We start from the raw sequence: 17,511 nt of genomic DNA, 5'->3' as shown, positions 1-17,511 counted from the left end.
CCCTTTACAGAGGGGAATTTTTCTTCTTCACGGGAACGCCTGCGGGCAGGCAGAATGCCGTTTATAATGTTAGTCCTTACTGCTCACGCAGCAATCAGGCGTGATGCAAAGTTTTCCGGCTTTCTGCCGGGAACCCCAACATACTTGAACCCTGTTTAAAAAGAAGATTATGTTAGATCCTGTTTTACTGCGCAAAGATTTACCCCGGGTGGTTGCGGCGTTAAAACGCCGTGGCGTCGAATTTGACGAAGAGCGCTTCAATGCCCTTGAAGCCCGTCGCAAGGCGGTTCAGGTAGAAACCGAAACCCTGCAGGCCCAGCGTAATGCACTGGCCAAGCAAATTGGCAAACTCAAGTCGCAAGGGCAGGATGCCAGTGCCGTGATGGCTGAATCGCAGGCCATTCCCGGCAAGCTTAAAGAGCTTGAAGGGCAGTTGAACGATATCAGGCAAGAGCTGGATGCATGGTTAATGTCCATTCCCAACCTGCCCAATGATGCTGTGCCCGATGGCAAAGACAGCGATGAGAACGTCGAAGTGCGTCGCTGGTTGCCCGGCAAGGAATATGTGAAAGACGAGATGCCGGCCGCGCTGGGCTTTGAAGTGGCCGATCACGTGGCGCTGGGTGAAAAACTGGGTATGGAGTTTGATACGGCGGCCAAGCTGTCGGGTTCACGCTTTGTGTTCATGCGTGGCCAAATGGCACGCCTGCACCGTGCCCTGTCGCAGTTCATGCTAGACCTGCATACGGCTGAACATGGTTATACCGAATGCTATACCCCTTATATTGTGAACAGTTCCACCCTGTTTGGCACAGGACAGTTGCCCAAGTTCAAGGAAGACATGTTCTGGGTGACCAAAGGGGGCGATGATGAACCCCAGGTGGACGAGCAGGGTAATCCGGTGGCCAAAGAAGAGCTGTATCTTATTTCAACCTCGGAAATCACGCTGACCAGCACGGTGGCCGACGAAATCGTGCCCGGTGCCAGCTTGCCTATCAAGCTGACTGCACATACGCCCTGTTTTCGTTCCGAAGCAGGCAGTGGTGGCCGTGATACCCGTGGCATGATTCGCCAGCACCAGTTTGACAAGGTTGAAATGGTGCAGGTGGTGCACCCCGAGAAGTCTTACGATGCCCTTGAAGAAATGGTGGGTCATGCTGAAAAGGTCTTGCAGCGGTTGGGCTTGCCATACCGTGTTGTGCTGTTGTGTGCAGGCGATATGGGTTTTGGTGCAAGCAAAACCTATGACCTTGAAGTCTGGATTCCTTCCCAGGATACCTGGCGCGAGATTTCTTCAGTGTCCAACTGCGAAGCCTTCCAGGCCCGCCGCATGCAGGCGCGTTTCCGTAACGAGCAGGGCAAGACAGAATATGCCCACACCCTGAATGGTTCCGGCCTGGCCGTGGGCCGTGCCTTGGTGGCTGTGCTGGAAAACTATCAGCAGGCCGATGGCAGCATTGTGGTGCCTGAAGTATTGCAGCCTTATATGGGCGGTATCAAGGTACTTCAGCCTTAAATGTGCGTCCCCACGCAGGAGCGTGGGGACGAGAAACGTAATGTTGCTGCCCTCGTTCCCATGCTCCCGCGTGGGAACGGGAAAATCCTGCCCCTGCTCGTTCCCATGCTCCTGCGTGGGAACGGGAAGACTCCACGTGGGAACGGGAACGTAAAATGCTCCGCGTGGGAATGGGACTGTAATATCCTTGGTTAAAGTTGATGCTGAAAAGGCATGTAAGAGCGGAATAAGTTTTGCATATCAAGGCCTTGTCTATTTTCAATTGGACAAGGCCTTATGTTTGGTTTAAATATAAAGACATTGTCAGGTATTTTTCCGTGTTCAAATTTAATGGCCGGCCCGGGTGCAAAACCTGCCGGGTGGCATTTTTCACAAAAGTAGATTGAATTTATGTTATTTGTTTTATCTCCCGCCAAAAAACTGGATTACGACACACCGCTGGCTATTCAAAAACATACCCAGCCCTTTTTTGTTCCGCAGGCCGCCGAACTTATTAACATTCTTAAAACCAAGTCGGCCGAAGAAATTTCAGCCTTAATGAGTTTAAGCCCGGCCTTGTCCGAGCTGAACGTAAACCGTTATGCTGCCTGGACAACAACCTTCGATCAGCATAATTCACGCCAGGCCCTGTTTGCCTTTAATGGCGATGTATACGAAGGGCTTGATGCGCAAACCCTGAATGAAAGCCAGGTGGATTGGGCCCAGGAACATATTGCCATTTTAAGCGGGCTGTACGGGGTGTTGCGTCCGCTGGATTTAATGCAGCCTTACCGCCTTGAAATGGGCACCCGGCTGGAAAATGCCAAGGGAAAAAACCTGTATGCGTTCTGGGGCAGCCAGATTGCGGCCTACCTCAATGCACGTTTGCAAAAGCGGGATTCCAGGGTGGTGATTAACCTGGCTTCTGAAGAGTATTTCAAATCGGTTGACCTTAAAGTATTGGATGCACGTGTGGTACAGTGCGTATTCCAGGATTATAAAAATGGCGTTTACAAAATCATCAGCTTCAATGCCAAGCGGGCACGAGGGCTGATGGCGCGTTTTGCCATAGAAACAAAAGCACAAACCCCCGAAGACCTGACGTTATTTGACAAGGAGGATTACAGGTTTGACCCCGAGGTATCCAGCCCGGACAAGCTTGTTTTCAGAAGGAAACCATGAATGCAAAAACAGGATTGCGCATTTTTTTGATTTTTGCGACAGGGTATTTTCTGTCGTATATATATAGGGGCTTAAACATTGGGTTTGCCCCTTTTTTGACGGCCGAGTTGGGGTTGTCGGCCGGCGATCTGGGTTTGTTAACCAGTGTTTATTTTGCCAGTTTTGCCCTGGCCCAGTTGCCGGCGGGCCTGGCGCTGGATACTTACGGTGCCCGTAAAACCGAAGCCTGCCTGTTGTTGGTGGCCGCTTTGGGGACGGTGATTTACGGTATGTCCAGCGGCATGATGGGCCTGATTGTGGGCCGGTTTTTAATTGGGATTGGGGTGGCGGTGTGTTTGGGTGCGGCGTTTATGGCACTGGCAAAAAGTTTTCCCGTCTCCCGCCTGCCCATGCTTAATGGCATGATGGTCGCACTGGGTGGTATGGGCGGTGTGGTCGTGGGTACGCCCCTGGCTTCCTTGCTTCAGCTTTATTCATGGCAAACTATTAGTATTGGTATGGCAGGGTGTACCGTGCTGGTTGTTGCCCTAATCTGGTTTGGTGTGATAGAACCCAAGGCGCAGCAGGCCAGCCCCAAAATGTCTTTTAGCAAGCAGTTGGAAGGGACCAAACGTATTCTTTCCCATCGGGTATTCTGGCAATTGGTTTCTTTACCTTCGGTTTGCGGTGGTGCTTTTTATGCTGCCCAGTCATTATGGGTACGGCCCTATATGATTCAGGCACAGGGGATGTTGCCCGAACAGGCGGACCGCTTGGTTTCCCTGTTGGGTATATCGCTGGTAGCCGGCACATTGGTAAGCGGTTTGCTGGCCCGTAAACTGGAGCGTCTTGGTTTGAATGTGTTCCGCTTTGCTGGCTTGGGACTGTTGACTTTCCTGTTTATTCAGCTGGGGATAATCATGCAGTGGCCAATACCGCATGCGCTGTTATGGAGTGCTTACGGGATTTCTGCCTCCTGTAATATTCTGGCTTATTCCGTGATGCTGGAGGTGTTTCCGCAACAGGTGATGGGGCGTGTGACTACGGCTTTTAATATGGTGTATTTTGTGTGCATTTTTGCCATGCAAATGGGGATTGGCTATATTCTGGATGTTTGGCCGCAGCAAGATGGGGTTTATCCGGCCCAGGCACATATCACGGCCTGGGGAATTATGCTGGGCCTGCAGTTGCTGGCGGCCTTGTGGTATTTCTGGCCGTCGGCACTGAAGGTAGAGGCGGCTGAGTTTGCCTGAGTCGGCGCGGTGCGCTCCCACGCAGGAGCATGGGAGCTAGAGCGTCTGCTTCACGGCCTCGTTCCCATGCTCCTGCGTGGTAAGGGAAATGCCCGGCTTGTCCCCATGCTCTTGCGTGGGGACGGGTGAATCTGCTTCCTTGTTTTGGCTTTTTTCAATCGCCGGCATCAAACCCAGTTCCACGGCCTGTTTGCGGATGTTTTCCACCGCTTTTTGCATTTGTTTTAGCGGGAAGGCCAGGTTGCTATATTCACCGTCGGTTTCAATCTGGCTGGGCGGATCGGGTACTTCGGTACGGTTTTCATCCAGCATGGCTTCAATATAATCCAGCGATTGCTGCATTTTAGGGGGTGTTTCGGGCAGGCTGGCCAGGTAAGGAATCAGTGAATTGATTTCACTGCCAACAGTATCGTTTTGCACCAGCAGCTTGTTAAGTGGCCGAATGTGAATTTGTTTGGATTTGGGCTCATTCAGCATGCGTGACACACTGTCGGCAAATTCGCTGTAGGCATTATGCAGGTTTTTTCGGGCCAGCTGGGTGCTGAAAAAGAAAATATTATCAGCCGGGGACGGATCTTTTTCCCGGTTCCCCTGTTGTTGGCTGGATTGTGCATACAGCATGGCGTTTTGCAGGTAATCGTGATTGGCCTGAATGGTTTTGCGGGCCAGTTTCAGGATTTGCTGCTTTTCCCACCAGGGGAAGACAAAACTGCAGCCAAAGGCGATCAGGCAGGCAAGGGCGGTATCCAGTGCCCGTTCGCCAATAATAAACAGCACGCTGGGCGTCAGGAAATAAAAACCGATTAGCACGTAAATGGTAATGTAGGTAGAGCCCAGGCGGTAGTTGGTGGCGACAAAAGCGTTACCTAAAACCATGGCCAGTAGCATGATAATAAACAATATCGCGGCATTGTCGGTGAGCAAAAACAGCAGCAGGGTAATGGCACAGCCCAGAATGGTACCGGTTAACCGTTTTTCGGTGCGTTGGCGGGTTAAGGCAAAACCGGGGCGCATAATAATCAGAATCGTGATCACGATCCAGTAACTATGGTTGGTCAGGGCCCGTATGGTGGCTGAATCTGAATACAGTAGCGGGGCCAGGTTAATGGTCAGCAGTACCAGGAAAACCGCCAGCGTGACGCGCAGGGCATAACGGAAAATGGCTGATTCCATGTTGAGGTTGCGACGGAGTTTATCCAGGCGGATTTCCTGGCTGGTTTGAAACTGGATCAGCGAATGGTCGCGACGAAGCGTATTCAAAGGCTCGATTTGGGTGTTTTCACGCAGGTTGTCGGCAATACGGTTGATGAAACGGTTGGCATTACGCATGCGTCGCAAAATTTGCACCGCCAGTGCATAGGTTTCCGGGTCTTCTTTTTGCAGGCCGTTGTTGCGCAACTGTTCGATTTCAAACTCAATGGCCCGCAATTCCGCCTTGACACTGTTGCGGTAATCAACCGGTCGGTTACGGGACAGGCTAAGAGCCGTGCGGTTCAGGGTGCGGCTTTGTTTGAACAGGGTGTCGCGCATGAAGAGCAGAATGTCGTGGTCCCTGAAGCGTTCGCGAAGCCGGACATAGTCGGTTTGGGTGGCCACCAGGGTGTCCAGCAGGGCAATCATGTCAATGAAAATATTCCACAAAATAATGCGCTGCCGGTCATGGCGATACTTGCCCTCGGGCAGGTTCCTGAGCACGACGTCGCGGGCGGTTTGGTGACGGTTGGTCATGGATACCATTTTGGGCGTGAGCTGCCGATAGCAGTCATCCAGATCTTTGGCCGTGTCGTACAGGTCGGCACGGGCCTTCATGTAGTCGGCCGTGGCATACAGGGCATCTGCCAGGGTTTGCCGCTCTTCACGAAAACGGAAAATATAGCTGCTGATAATGCTGAACAGGAAATAGCTGACACTACCCAGGAGGGTGTATTGGATATGACTCAGGGCCTGTTCGGAGGTCAGCGGGGTGCTGAGTGTCAGCATCATGATGAGCATGCAGCTAAAGCCGATGAAGCCACCCCTGACCCCATACACTGACAACATGGAAAAGAAAAACACCTGGGCGCAAATGACAATAAGCACCAGTGGCGGGTATGGGTTGATCAGGCCGGTAATCAAGGCGGCCAGGTTGCCCATGATGAGTCCGGCCAGCATTTCATTGAAGCGGGATTTTTTGGTGCCACCGGGCTGATCGATTAGCGCAATGCAAAGAGCACCGGCCGCAAACGCCATGCCCTCATTGTATTTCTGGAAAACCCCCAGGAAGATGATAACTGGCAACAGGACGCCAATTGCCTTGCGCACGGCATAGAAAAGACTGGGACTGTAAAGAAATTTGGTAATGTTTTCAGCGCGTAAATCCATTGGGGGCTAATTCGTTGTCTATGATGAAGTGATGGATGTTAATCATTTAACCATCTTAATATGAATTGTTCCTGAATGCCCCGGGCCGGGCTGCAAATTTGTGACCCGCTTGCCACATCCGTTTAGGTAAAATTGCAATTGTTGTTTGCTTTCCGTGCTGCAATGCGGTACATTTAGGGCTTGTTTATTTTGCAAAACCTTAAGCAAAATAAGTGGTTTGCATAGTTATCATGCTATCCGCATGATTTTTTTGCGCCCCAAAGTAAATAGAATACAGCTCTTGGCCGCGCCACAAGCGTGTGTTGCCTAAGCATCCATTTCGAACTTTTTTGCGTTTTTAACGCGTGAGCGAAAGTTGGTTGATCATGCATGCGCTGGTTTTTCGACGTCCCCGGGTGGATTTTCTCCGTGAGAAATGAAGCGCCGTCGATGACGAAAAAGTGGTTCATGTATGCGGTTTAAGTGCCAGTCAATGCAACCCAGCCGGTTATGAAAGGAAATAACATGGAACTCAATGGCGCCGATATCGTCGTGCGTTGCCTTGCCGAAGAAGGTGTTCAACACATTTTCGGTTATCCAGGTGGCGCGGTGCTCTACATCTACGACGCAATCTATAAACAAAAAGATTTTCAGCATATCCTGGTTCGTCACGAACAGGCTGCCGTTCATGCGGCCGATGCCTATTCCCGTACCTCCCAAAAAGTGGGTGTCTGTCTGGTTACCAGCGGTCCCGGCCTGACCAACGCGGTTACCGGTATCGCGACAGCGTATATGGACTCCATCCCCATGGTGATCATCAGTGGCCAGGTCAGTACCAAAGCCATTGGTGAAGACGCCTTCCAGGAATGCGATACGGTGGGTATTACTCGCCCCTGTGTCAAACACAACTTCCTGGTTCGCGATGTCAAGGATCTTGCCGATACCATGCGCAAGGCTTTCTACATTGCCAAAACAGGTCGTCCCGGTCCGGTGCTGGTGGATATCCCCAAAGACGTTTCCATGGATACCTGCAAGTACTCACCCCCCAAGGGCGAAGTGAAAATGCGTTCTTACGCACCGGTCGTCAAGGGGCATCACGGGCAAATCAAGAAAGCGGCCCAGCTGCTGCTCAATGCAAGCCGTCCCATGATTTATACGGGTGGTGGCGTGGTGCTGTCCAATGCAGCGCCTGAATTGCGTGAACTGGTTCAGTTAACCGGTGCGCCGTGCACCAATACCTTAATGGGCCTGGGGTCGCTTAATGCCGACTCAGACCAATATCTTGGCATGCCTGGCATGCACGGTACGTATGAAGCCAATATGGCCATGCAGAACTGTGATGTGCTCATTGCCATTGGCGCGCGGTTCGATGACCGGGTCATTGGCAATCCCAGGCATTTTGCCCAGGTAAACCGCAAAATCATTCATATCGACGTCGATCCTTCTTCCATTTCCAAACGGGTCAAGGTAGATATCCCCATTGTGGGTAATGTGAAAGACGTGCTGCTTGACCTGAACGAACTGGTGCGTGAAGCGGGTGACGTTCGCAAGAAGAATGAAAAAAGCCTGAAGGCTTGGTGGGAACAGATCAAGGTCTGGCAAGATAGGCAGTGCCTCAAGTATGAGCCTTCCAACGAGCTTATCCGGCCCCAGTTTGTGGTTGAGAAACTCTGGGAGGTTACCGGTGGCAATGCGTTTGTTACTTCAGACGTTGGCCAGCATCAAATGTGGGCGGCCCAGTATTACCGTTTCAACGAGCCACGCCGCTGGGTGAATTCTGGCGGCTTGGGTACCATGGGCGTGGGTCTGCCTTACGCCATGGGTGTGCAAATGGCCAATCCCGATGCGCAAATTGCGGTTATCACGGGTGATGGTTCCATTCAGATGAACATCCAGGAACTGGGTACCTGCAAGCAGTATCATTTCACGCCTAAAGTATTATGTCTTAACAACCGTTATCTGGGCATGGTGCGTCAATGGCAGGAACTTGATTACGGTGGCCGTTATTCCGAATCCTATATGGAGTCGCTGCCCGATTTTGTCAAGCTGGTGGAAAGTTACGGTCATGTTGGCATGCGTATCGATAAACCTGCAGATGTGGAACCTGCACTGAAAGAAGCATACGGTAAATATAAAGATCGTCTGGTCTTTATTGATTTCATTACCGATCCTGCTGAAAACGTCTGGCCTATGGTCAAGGCGGGCAAGGGTCTTACCGAAATGCTGCTGGGTTCAGAAGATCTGTAAGGAGCCAACATGAAACACGTAATTTCCATCTTGCTAGAAAACGAACCCGGTGCACTGTCCCGGGTTGTGGGGCTGTTTTCCGCGCGGGGCTATAATATCGAGACCTTAACGGTAGCACCAACCGAAGATGCCACCTTGTCTCGCCTGACCATCATGACGACCGGTTCTGACGATGTGATTGAACAAATCACCAAGCATTTGAACCGTCTGGTGGATGTGGTCAAGGTGGTGGACCTTACCGAAGGTGCCCACATAGAGCGTGAACTCATGCTGATCAAGGTTCGTGCCGTGGGCAAGGAACGCGAAGAAGTCAAACGCATGGCGGATATCTTCCGTGGACATATCGTTGATGTAACCGATAAGTCCTACACGATAGAACTCACCGGTACTCAGGAAAAAACCCAGGCATTCATTGATGCCATGGATCGCAGTTCCATTCTTGAGACCGTTCGCACAGGCGTGTCCGGTATCGGGCGCGGTGAAAGGATTTTGAAGCTGTAATTGTTGTGAAATCAGGTATGATTCCACTGATGCAGTTCAAACCATTTTTTTGATTTATAAAAATATATTTTGGGGCTTTAAATGAAAGTTTTTTACGACAAAGATTGTGACCTGTCTTTAATCAAAGGCAAAAACGTGGCCATTATCGGTTATGGTTCTCAAGGCCATGCGCACGCATTGAACCTGCACGAGTCAGGTGTTAACGTGACTGTTGGTCTGCGTAAAAGTGGCGCAAGCTGGAACAAAGCGGTTAATGCTGGCCTGAAAGTGGCTGAAGTGGCTGAAGCCGTTAAGTCTGCCGACCTGGTTATGATTCTTCTGCCCGATGAAAACATTGCTGAAGTCTATAACAGCCAGATCGCTGACAACCTGAAACCCGGTGCAGCACTGGCATTCGCTCATGGCTTCAACGTTCACTACGGCCAGGTTGTACCTCGTGCCGACGTAGACGTGATCATGATTGCACCGAAAGCACCTGGTCACACTGTACGTGGTACTTACTCACAAGGTGGTGGTGTTCCTGCGCTGGTTGCCGTTCATCAGGACAACTCCGGTGCCGCTCGCGACATCGCCCTGTCTTACGCTTCAGCCATTGGTAGCGGCCGTGCCGGTATCATCGAAACCAACTTCCGTGAAGAAACCGAAACCGACCTGTTCGGTGAGCAGGCCGTTCTGTGCGGCGGTGCTGTCGAGCTGATCAAAGCGGGTTTTGAAACCCTGGTTGAAGCCGGTTATGCACCTGAAATGGCTTACTTCGAATGTTTGCATGAATTGAAACTGATCGTGGACCTGATCTACGAAGGTGGTATTGCCAACATGAACTACTCCATTTCCAACAACGCTGAATACGGTGAATATGTCACCGGCCCACGTGTTGTGACTGAAGCAACCAAACAAGCCATGCGCGAAACCCTGAAAGACATTCAAACCGGTGAATACGCGAAAAGTTTCATCCTGGAAAACCAGGCTGGTGCACCTACACTGCGTTCACGCCGTCGCCTGAATGCCGAGCATCCTATCGAGCAGGTTGGTGCACAACTGCGCGCCATGATGCCCTGGATTGCTGCCAACAAACTGGTTGACCAAACCAAAAACTGATTTTAGTTTGCGGGTTGCGCACTCTCGCGCCACTCGCCAGCTCGTTCCCACGCAGCGCGTGAGACCGAATAAATAGATAGACTACAGGCTCCCACGCTCCCGCGTGGGAGCCTGTTTTTTTTGCCTGTAGACTTTTCCGTTACCACGCGGGAGCGTAGGAACGAATAACCTGTCACTGTCTTTGAAAGCCAATGGCTACGCAGGCAAACGCCAGGGTGTGGGCGCCAGTGTCAAGGTCAGCTATGCGTTTTAAGCGGTAAGTGCGTTACCACGCGGGAGCGTGGGAACGAGTAAAAGATCCCCGTTTAGTCCGTCAAGATCGTGTGCTCGCTCCCACGTGGGAGTGAATGCCCGCTAATTGAAACATTGCTTAGGGTTCGGGCTGGCAGATTTGCCTGTTTTTAACGGCAAGCAGGGTACGGTAAGCCAGCAGCAAAATAATCACGTTCAATACCAGCAGCAATATACCCGCCAGTATGGGGTAGAAAATGCCTGGGTTAAGGTGGGCCATTTCAAAGGTGGCAATGGTAATGGCGGCCAGTGGGAAAGAATAAGCCCAGGCTGAAAGGGCAAACGGCAGCCTGAAAAACCGCAGGGCATTGCTGGCCAACAGCAAGGTAAGGAATAGGGCAAAGAAATACAATACTCTGGCAAAGCCATCCAACTGGTGATTATTAAGGGCCAGGTAGGAAATAAAGGCCACTGATGGCGGTGCAATCAGAATGAACAGGGTGGGCGTTAATTTGGCCGGTAGTGGTTCATGAAAAAAGATACGATAAAAAACAATTGTCATTAACACTATCCAGAACACCAGGCCAATACTGAAAAAGAACCAGCTAATGTCCATCGGGGCATGGTGCACGCCGGCAATGGGGATCAGGATGTTGCCCACTACCGGAATGAACCAGGCCGGGTTGGCATGGGTGATTTGGTAATGGCTTTTGTTCAGCCAGCTGTTAATCACGGCAATGGTAAGCAGAAAGTGCCCAAGGGTGGCCACTGCCCACATCCATTTTGAAACGCCGGGTACCGATAGCCATGAAATGGAAACCAGCAGCAAGCCAATGGTGATGGCAGCCATGAAATTGATTTTTACGGGGTGACACCATTCTTTTTTCACTTCTTCGGGAAAGCGAAACAGCTTGCTGGTGTAAACAATAAGCAGAAATGCATACAGCAGGGTGACCAGCCAGCGGATGCCAATACCGGGGTCAAGCGGCAGACCAAAGGCCTGTGCGGCTTTCAGCCAGGCAATGGCCAAGCCGGCCATACCCATGACGGAAGAGAACAGGGCAACCGGAAAATAGGCAAGGCGACTGTTTTGTTGAGCGGGAAGGGTGCCGGAAATGGAGTGATTCATGTTTAAAATATCTCGGGTTAATGACAATTCAAGACAGACAGGCCAAAGGGATAGGGTGATTGCGCAGGCATTTGGCGGACAATATCCTGCAGCGCAGACTGGACCATTTCCTCAAGGACAGGATGATAAAAAGGCATTTGCAGCAATGAGGCTGCGGTTTCTTTGCGTTGAATGGCCCATGCCAGCAAGTGTGCCAAATGTTCGCCACGGGCAGTCATGCCGGCAGCGCCCAGTAAGGTGCCGCTTTCGGCATCGGCATAAATATGCAACAGGCTGTTTTCTTCATGCAAAACCCGGGCCCGGCCATTGCCGGTGCCCTGTGCCTTGCCGATAATAATGTTGCGTTCTGTAAGGTTGCCAATCGTTTCACCCACACTGAAAACATCCGGGTCTGAAAAGGCAATGCCCACTGACACCATGCGTTTGAAGCAGACGGGACTGTCTTGCACGGCATTGAAACCGGCAATACTGCCTTCGGCGCTGGCTTCATGCATTAAGGTTTTGCTGCCGGTGCAGTCACCGGCCAGAAATACGGGCAGGCCTGTGACCTGCATGGTATGCGGATTAAACGCGGGGATGCCTTTTTCATTCAGCGGGAACCCGGCTGCCTGCAGATTCAGCGAATCCAGGTTGGGGCGTCGGCCCAGGGCTGCCAATAACAGGTCTACCCTGGCCTGGTGGTTGCCCGATTGCAATAGCACCCCTTTTTCAGCCAGGCTGACCGCGGTTGGCTGGCCAAGCCACAGTTCCATTTCCTGGCTGAAACGGGCAATGGCCTGTTCATTGATGTGCGGGTCGGCAATGCCCGCAATGGCCGGTGACAAATCAGCCCCTACCACCTTGATGCCCAGACGGGACAGGGCCAGGCCCATTTCCATGCCGATGGCACCCAGGCCTAAAATGCCAATGCTGGAAGGCAGTTCTTTAAGCTCAAACAGTTCATCGGTACTGACGGTATATTCCAGAACCGGATCAAGCCAGCCAGGCACGGCGGGGCGTGAGCCGTTGGCAATAATGACTTTTTTGGCATGCACCAGGGTGGTTTGGCCATTGTTGCTGACTTCCAGGGAGGTTGGGTCAAGAAAGCGGGCAGTGCCGGTTAAAAGATGCTCTTGGGCGGCTGAAATGGCCATATTGCTGGCCCGGTTGGCAAAAAAATCCCTTTGTTCTTGCAGTTGTGCCCAGGTTTTTTTCAGTTTGTCTGCGTTAAAAGTGTTGGTTTTGTTTTCAGTGTTTTGTTGCAGTTTTTGTATGGCACCTTCATGCAAGGCCAGTTTTGATGGCATGCAGCCCACCCGTGCGCAGGTGGTGCCCAAAGGGCCTTTGTCGATAAGCACAAATTGTTTATTGGCGCGACGCACTTCCCTAAGCGCATAAAGGCCGGCCGTGCCCGCGCCAATAATGGCGACATCAGTTTGAATGGTTTTTTGGTTCATGGCAGATATTCCTTTCTGTTGAAAGAGGCAGAATGCTTTACAGCTAAATATTATATAAAATAATATAATATTTTTATATATAACTTTTTGTTTCGGATCAATGAAGCAGAAAATAGTGCCTGCAACAAGTTTTTATGCGGTTATTATTCAGTTACCTGCATTAAATAGCTCACCGCAGCAAGATGGACTTGCCTTCCACAAACCGGTTGAACAATCCAATAATTGCGTGTAGCCTTGTTGTTATTCGCGAGTGTTTCAGGTGTGTGTTTGCTTGCCTTGGCAGGCGGCGCAGACTTGTATTAACACAGGTTATAAAACGATCAACCTCTGTGAAAACAGAGGTTTTTTTGCAGGAAAATCCAATGAAAATAAAAACGCTGGTTATGGCGGGCATGCTGGCCCTGGCTTCTGCAACGGGCGTGGCACAAGCCAATGAAACTCTTGAAATCGGTGTGGAAGCCTTGTACCCACCTTTCGAAAGCAAAGCGCCCGATGGCACCCTGGTGGGCTTTGATATTGAATTGGGTGAGGCCGTTTGTGCCAAAATGAACGTCAAATGCGAATGGGTGGAAACCAGTTTTGATGGCCTGATTCCCGCCCTGAATGCACGCAAGTTTGACTTTATCAATTCAGCCATGGATATCACGGCGGCCCGTCAGAAAGTGATTGATTTTACCCAGCCGGTATATATCGTGCCCAGCCAGTTGCTGGTTAAAAAAGGGTCTGGTCTGCAGCCCACTGTTGAGAGCCTTCAGGGTTTGTCGATTGGGGTATTGCAGGGCTCTTCGCAGGAAGCCTTTGTGCGCAAGCATTGGGGCAAACAGGGGGTGAAGATTGTTTCTTATGCCTCGCAAGATCAAATTTACCAGGATTTGGCCAATGGCCGTATTCAAGGTGCCGTGCAAAACAGTCCCAGCGCCCTGGACAGTTTTCTGAATCGCCCTGAGGGTGAAGGGTATGAGCTGGTTGAGCCCATTTTGCATGATGCCGGGATTTTTGGCGAAGGTATTGCTTTTGGCTTGCGTAAAAAAGATACCGATCTGAAAAAACGCCTGGATGCCGCCATTCAGGAGTTGAAAAATGACGGGACTATAGGCAAACTGTCAGAAAAGTATTTCAATGCCAACTGGGTGGCGAAGTAATCAGCCACCTTTAACGCCAGGATGTCATTATGCAGATAAAATCCAAGTTTTCCTCTAGCGGTAGCGGTATTTTTAGTGTTACTGATGATTTATTAACGCAATATGATGCCATCAACCTGGCGCATGGCACGCCCGATTTCCCATTCTCCCAGGAGCTCATTGAGAATGCCCATGAAGCGATGCAGGCCGAAGGCAGCCAGCAGGCTCCCTGGGCGGGGTTAATGGTCTTGCGTGAAAAAATTGCCGACAAGATATCATTTCTTTATACCCATAGCTACCATCCCGACACGGAAGTGACGGTGATGCCCAGTGCCAAAGAGGCGGTGTTCGCCAGTATCGCGGCAGTGGTGCATGCGGGTGATGAGGTGATTTATTTTGAACCCTCCGTTGACAGCTATGCGGCCATGATTAGTTTACAGGGGGCAACACCGGTGGCCATCAGGCTGGAAGCACCGCATTTTACGCCAGACTGGAATCAGGTAAGGGCCAGGATCAATGCCAGAACCCGCATGATTATTATCAACTCGCCCCATAACCCTACGGCCTCGGTATTGTCTGAGGCTGATGTTCAGGCGTTGCGGGATTTGGTGAAAGACAGCCCAGTCATTATCCTGTCCGATGAAGTGTATGAGCACCTGGTTTTTGATGGCGATGAGCATCGTTCCATGTCCGCTTATCCGGATCTGGCGGCCCGTTCTATTGTGGTGACTTCGTTTAGCAAGGTGTTTAAGGTAAGCGGCTGGCATGTGGCCTATTGCGTGGCACCTGCCATTCTTACCCGGGAAATCCGCCAGGTCCAGCAATATGTCATGTTCCCGGCGGATACACCCATGCAGTATGCGCTGGCTGCGATTATGGAGCAACCCAATCATTACATGACATTATCAACCATTTACCAGGAAAAAAGGGATTTACTGGCGCATGGCCTGAAGTCATCCCGGTTTGAGCTGTTACCCAGCAAGGGCGGCTATTTCATGCTGGCCGGTTTTGGGCATTTCAGTGATTTGTCGGATGTGGATATGGTCAGGAAACTTATTGTTGACCATGGCGTGGCCACACTGCCATTATCTGCTTTTTATTCGGATGGGACCGATCAGGCAGTGATACGGTTAACGTTTTCCAAGGATGATGAAACACTGGAAGAGGGCGCCCGCAGGTTGTGTGAGGTTTGACGGGGGGCGGGGGCGTTCCCACGCAGAGCATGGGAACGAGTATGAGTAAACGAGTAACTTCAGATGCAACTCGTTCCCACGCAGAGCATTTAACTCGCTCCCATGCTCCTGCGTGGGAGCTGGTGGTGCACGTAATAAAATATTAAGTTTTATTGCACCTTAATATTTGATTCCTTCACGATGTTGCCATACAACTCGGAATCACGTTTGATCAACTCGCCCAATTCAGCCGGTGTACTGCCAACCGGCACGAAACCCGCATTCTTGAACTTCTCAATCACCTCCGGGTCTTTCACCACCTCGGCAATTTCTTTTGAAACACGTTCCACAATCTCTGGTGATGTACCGGCCGGGGCCATCAGGGCTACCCATGAGTTCATCTTGAAGTCCTTGAACCCTGACTCATCCAGCGTGGGCACCGATTCTTCACCTTCATACTTTTCTGCAGAGGTTACACCCAGCACATTCAGCTTGCCTTCTTTCACATAAGGCATGGGTACCAGGATGGGGTCAAATACCATGGAAACCTGACCGCTTAACAAATCAGCCAGAATAGGGGCGCTGCCTTTATACGGGATATGATTCATCTCAAGACCCGCAATTTTCGCAAAATGCGCACCTGTTAAATGCGCACTTGAACCAATTCCGCTAGAGGCGTAATTCAATGGATTTTTCTTGCCATACTCAACCAGCTCTTGCAGTGAATTAACCGGCAGCTTCTTGCTGGTAAACAAGAACAGCGGCAAATCGGCAATATGTGAAACCGGTGTGAAATCTTCATTGGAGTAATTCAGCTTATACAAATGCGGATTCGCGGAGTAAGCGGCCAAGACCGTTACGAATGTATAGCCATCGGGTTTGGCCCGGGCAACCTGTGCGGTGCCAATCGTGCTGTTGGCGCCGGGTTTGTTTTCGATCACAATGGTTTGTCCCAGACGGTCGGACAGTTTTTGCATAACCACCCGTGAGACAGTATCGGTGGAACCACCGGGGGTATAGGGCACAATCACCGTAATGGGCTTGGATGGCCATTTATCCTGTGCCATGGCACTTTGTGAAAACATGAGCGGACTTACCGCAGCCAACGTTGCCAATACCAGTTTTTTCATTGTAAAAAGCCTCCTGTGTTAATTCTGCATAGTAGAACTTGATTTTATTTCTAAGGGTTAATGATAGATGCATTGTCCTAATAAATCCAATTATTATTAACCGCATAGTGGAAACTCCTTAGTTAAATATGGAATGTTTCTGCGGATGGCTTGCCATTTTTATGAAGGAAATGACAGGTCATCATTTTAATTGGCATAAATGACAAAATAAGGAAGTGAGACATGACGTTCAGTTTTCAAAGCATTAAGAGAGTAACGTTGCCCGCGATAATGGCCGGCCTTTTGCTGGGAGCACCGGCTTTTGCGCAAGAAAACTATCCATCCAAACCCATTACCATTATTGTTCCCTATGCGCCTGGCGGGACGACAGACCTCATTGCCAGGGCAATGGCGGACAGCCTTTCCCGTCAGCTTAAACAAACCATCGTTATTGAAAACAAATCGGGGGCGGCAGGTTCTATGGGTGCCAATGAAATGGTGACCACCAAGCCCGACGGATATCGTCTTGCCCTGTCACCGGTGGGTATTTTCCGTCAGCCTTATTTGCAGCAAACCCGTTACGATCCTATCAAGGACTTAACCTATATCGCAGCGTTTGCAGAATACGATTTCACCATTTCCGTCGCAGCGGATTCTCCCATCAAAAGCGTTAAAGAACTGGTCGAATATGCGCAAAAAAATCCGGGTAAGATTGATTACGGTACACCGGGGCGCTTTACCGGTAATCACGTGCTCATGACTGAATTGGGGACGGCAGTGAATGCTAAATTTACGCATATTCCTTATAAAGGAGATGCGGAAAACGTGGGCGCCCTGATGGGCGGACATATCAAATCGTCCGTTGTCTCTAATAGCGTGATTCCTTTTGTGCAATCGGGCAAGGTCAGGATTTTGGCCACCGCTGCCAATGAACGTCCTGAAGCTTTTGCCGAGTATCCCACTTTAAAGGAACTGGGTTATCCGGTGGTGATTCGCTCTCCATTGGGTTTGGCAGGACCCAAAGGTTTGCCTGAGAATGTGGTGTCTATCCTGGAAAAGGCGGTAAAGATTGCCATGGATGATCCCGTCGTTCTTAAAGTGCTGAAAGACTACGGCATCCGCACTGATTATATGGATTCAGCCCAATACACTGAGTTTGCAAAGAAAACGTTTGAGGAAGAACGCAGTATTGTGGAAAGAATGAGGCAGGATTCCTGA

13 protein-coding genes are annotated in these 17,511 nt (G+C 50.7%); 9 read left to right on the top strand and 4 right to left on the bottom strand.

The window, feature by feature from the left end:
- The first annotated feature begins 169 nt into the window (after positions 1–169).
- From serS to KU392_RS02215, 3 genes are all read left to right on the top strand, one after another.
- A complete protein-coding gene (serS, locus tag KU392_RS02225; RefSeq protein WP_217734423.1) occupies positions 170–1,516 on the top strand; it encodes a serine--tRNA ligase in 1,347 nt (448 codons plus the stop codon).
- Positions 1,517–1,906: 390 nt separating this feature from the next.
- A complete protein-coding gene (yaaA, locus tag KU392_RS02220; protein ID WP_169293999.1) occupies positions 1,907–2,677 on the top strand; it encodes a peroxide stress protein YaaA in 771 nt (256 codons plus the stop codon).
- Positions 2,674–3,909, top strand: coding sequence for an MFS transporter (locus KU392_RS02215; RefSeq protein ID WP_169294000.1), 1,236 nt, complete (start codon positions 2,674–2,676; stop codon positions 3,907–3,909). Before yaaA ends, KU392_RS02215 begins: the two co-directional genes overlap by 4 nt.
- 36 nt (positions 3,910–3,945) lie before the next feature.
- Here KU392_RS02215 and KU392_RS02210 read toward each other — a convergent pair whose 3' ends face one another.
- Positions 3,946–6,270, bottom strand: coding sequence for an FUSC family protein (locus KU392_RS02210; protein WP_217734422.1), 2,325 nt, complete (start codon positions 6,268–6,270; stop codon positions 3,946–3,948).
- A 504-nt stretch (positions 6,271–6,774) separates the two neighbouring features.
- Between KU392_RS02210 and KU392_RS02205 the strand changes: the two genes are divergently transcribed.
- From KU392_RS02205 to ilvC, 3 genes are all read left to right on the top strand, one after another.
- Positions 6,775–8,496 (top strand): acetolactate synthase 3 catalytic subunit, encoded by a 1,722-nt coding sequence (locus KU392_RS02205; RefSeq protein WP_169294002.1) that lies wholly within the window; start codon positions 6,775–6,777, stop codon positions 8,494–8,496.
- A 9-nt stretch (positions 8,497–8,505) separates the two neighbouring features.
- Positions 8,506–8,997 (top strand): acetolactate synthase small subunit, encoded by a 492-nt coding sequence (gene ilvN / locus KU392_RS02200; protein WP_169294003.1) that lies wholly within the window; start codon positions 8,506–8,508, stop codon positions 8,995–8,997.
- A gap of 81 nt (positions 8,998–9,078) precedes the next feature.
- Positions 9,079–10,095: a ketol-acid reductoisomerase gene (gene ilvC / locus KU392_RS02195; protein ID WP_217734421.1), complete on the top strand. Its 1,017-nt coding sequence runs from the start codon at positions 9,079–9,081 to the stop codon at positions 10,093–10,095.
- 370 nt (positions 10,096–10,465) lie between these two features.
- Here ilvC and KU392_RS02190 read toward each other — a convergent pair whose 3' ends face one another.
- Together KU392_RS02190 and KU392_RS02185 are read right to left on the bottom strand one after the other, a co-directional pair.
- Positions 10,466–11,455 carry an SLAC1 anion channel family protein gene (locus KU392_RS02190; RefSeq protein WP_169294005.1) on the bottom strand — a complete coding sequence of 330 codons (990 nt, stop codon included), beginning with the start codon at positions 11,453–11,455 and terminating at the stop codon, positions 10,466–10,468.
- Positions 11,456–11,472: 17 nt separating this feature from the next.
- Entirely contained in the window at positions 11,473–12,891 is a 1,419-nt protein-coding gene (locus KU392_RS02185; RefSeq protein WP_217734420.1) for a dihydrolipoyl dehydrogenase, read from the bottom strand.
- 362 nt (positions 12,892–13,253) lie between these two features.
- On the opposite strand from KU392_RS02185, the gene KU392_RS02180 reads away from it, so the two are divergent.
- Positions 13,254–14,033 (top strand): ABC transporter substrate-binding protein, encoded by a 780-nt coding sequence (locus tag KU392_RS02180; protein WP_217734419.1) that lies wholly within the window; start codon positions 13,254–13,256, stop codon positions 14,031–14,033.
- A gap of 29 nt (positions 14,034–14,062) precedes the next feature.
- A complete protein-coding gene (locus tag KU392_RS02175; protein ID WP_217734418.1) occupies positions 14,063–15,205 on the top strand; it encodes a methionine aminotransferase in 1,143 nt (380 codons plus the stop codon).
- 149 nt (positions 15,206–15,354) lie between these two features.
- Here the strand turns inward: KU392_RS02175 and KU392_RS02170 are convergent, their stop codons facing one another.
- Complete coding sequence (locus KU392_RS02170; RefSeq protein WP_217734417.1) at positions 15,355–16,314, bottom strand: Bug family tripartite tricarboxylate transporter substrate binding protein; 960 nt, start codon at positions 16,312–16,314, stop codon at positions 15,355–15,357.
- 222 nt (positions 16,315–16,536) lie between these two features.
- Between KU392_RS02170 and KU392_RS02165 the strand changes: the two genes are divergently transcribed.
- The gene (locus KU392_RS02165; protein ID WP_217734416.1) at positions 16,537–17,511 is read left to right on the top strand and encodes a tripartite tricarboxylate transporter substrate binding protein; all 975 of its coding nucleotides are present in this window, start codon (positions 16,537–16,539) and stop codon (positions 17,509–17,511) included.

The sequence above is a fragment of the Advenella alkanexedens genome (assembly GCF_019132845.1).
Taxonomy (GTDB): domain Bacteria; phylum Pseudomonadota; class Gammaproteobacteria; order Burkholderiales; family Burkholderiaceae_B; genus Advenella; species Advenella alkanexedens.
This window is presented reverse-complemented; position numbering and strand designations above follow the sequence as displayed.

Coding starts and splice junctions, on each gene's coding strand:
- serS (WP_217734423.1), top strand. CDS start 170: ATGTTAGATCCTGTTTTACTGCGCAAAGATTTACCCCGGGTGGTTGCG.
- yaaA (WP_169293999.1), top strand. CDS start 1,907: ATGTTATTTGTTTTATCTCCCGCCAAAAAACTGGATTACGACACACCG.
- KU392_RS02215 (WP_169294000.1), top strand. CDS start 2,674: ATGAATGCAAAAACAGGATTGCGCATTTTTTTGATTTTTGCGACAGGG.
- KU392_RS02210 (WP_217734422.1), bottom strand. CDS start 6,270: ATGGATTTACGCGCTGAAAACATTACCAAATTTCTTTACAGTCCCAGT.
- KU392_RS02205 (WP_169294002.1), top strand. CDS start 6,775: ATGGAACTCAATGGCGCCGATATCGTCGTGCGTTGCCTTGCCGAAGAA.
- ilvN (WP_169294003.1), top strand. CDS start 8,506: ATGAAACACGTAATTTCCATCTTGCTAGAAAACGAACCCGGTGCACTG.
- ilvC (WP_217734421.1), top strand. CDS start 9,079: ATGAAAGTTTTTTACGACAAAGATTGTGACCTGTCTTTAATCAAAGGC.
- KU392_RS02190 (WP_169294005.1), bottom strand. CDS start 11,455: ATGAATCACTCCATTTCCGGCACCCTTCCCGCTCAACAAAACAGTCGC.
- KU392_RS02185 (WP_217734420.1), bottom strand. CDS start 12,891: ATGAACCAAAAAACCATTCAAACTGATGTCGCCATTATTGGCGCGGGC.
- KU392_RS02180 (WP_217734419.1), top strand. CDS start 13,254: ATGAAAATAAAAACGCTGGTTATGGCGGGCATGCTGGCCCTGGCTTCT.
- KU392_RS02175 (WP_217734418.1), top strand. CDS start 14,063: ATGCAGATAAAATCCAAGTTTTCCTCTAGCGGTAGCGGTATTTTTAGT.
- KU392_RS02170 (WP_217734417.1), bottom strand. CDS start 16,314: ATGAAAAAACTGGTATTGGCAACGTTGGCTGCGGTAAGTCCGCTCATG.
- KU392_RS02165 (WP_217734416.1), top strand. CDS start 16,537: ATGACGTTCAGTTTTCAAAGCATTAAGAGAGTAACGTTGCCCGCGATA.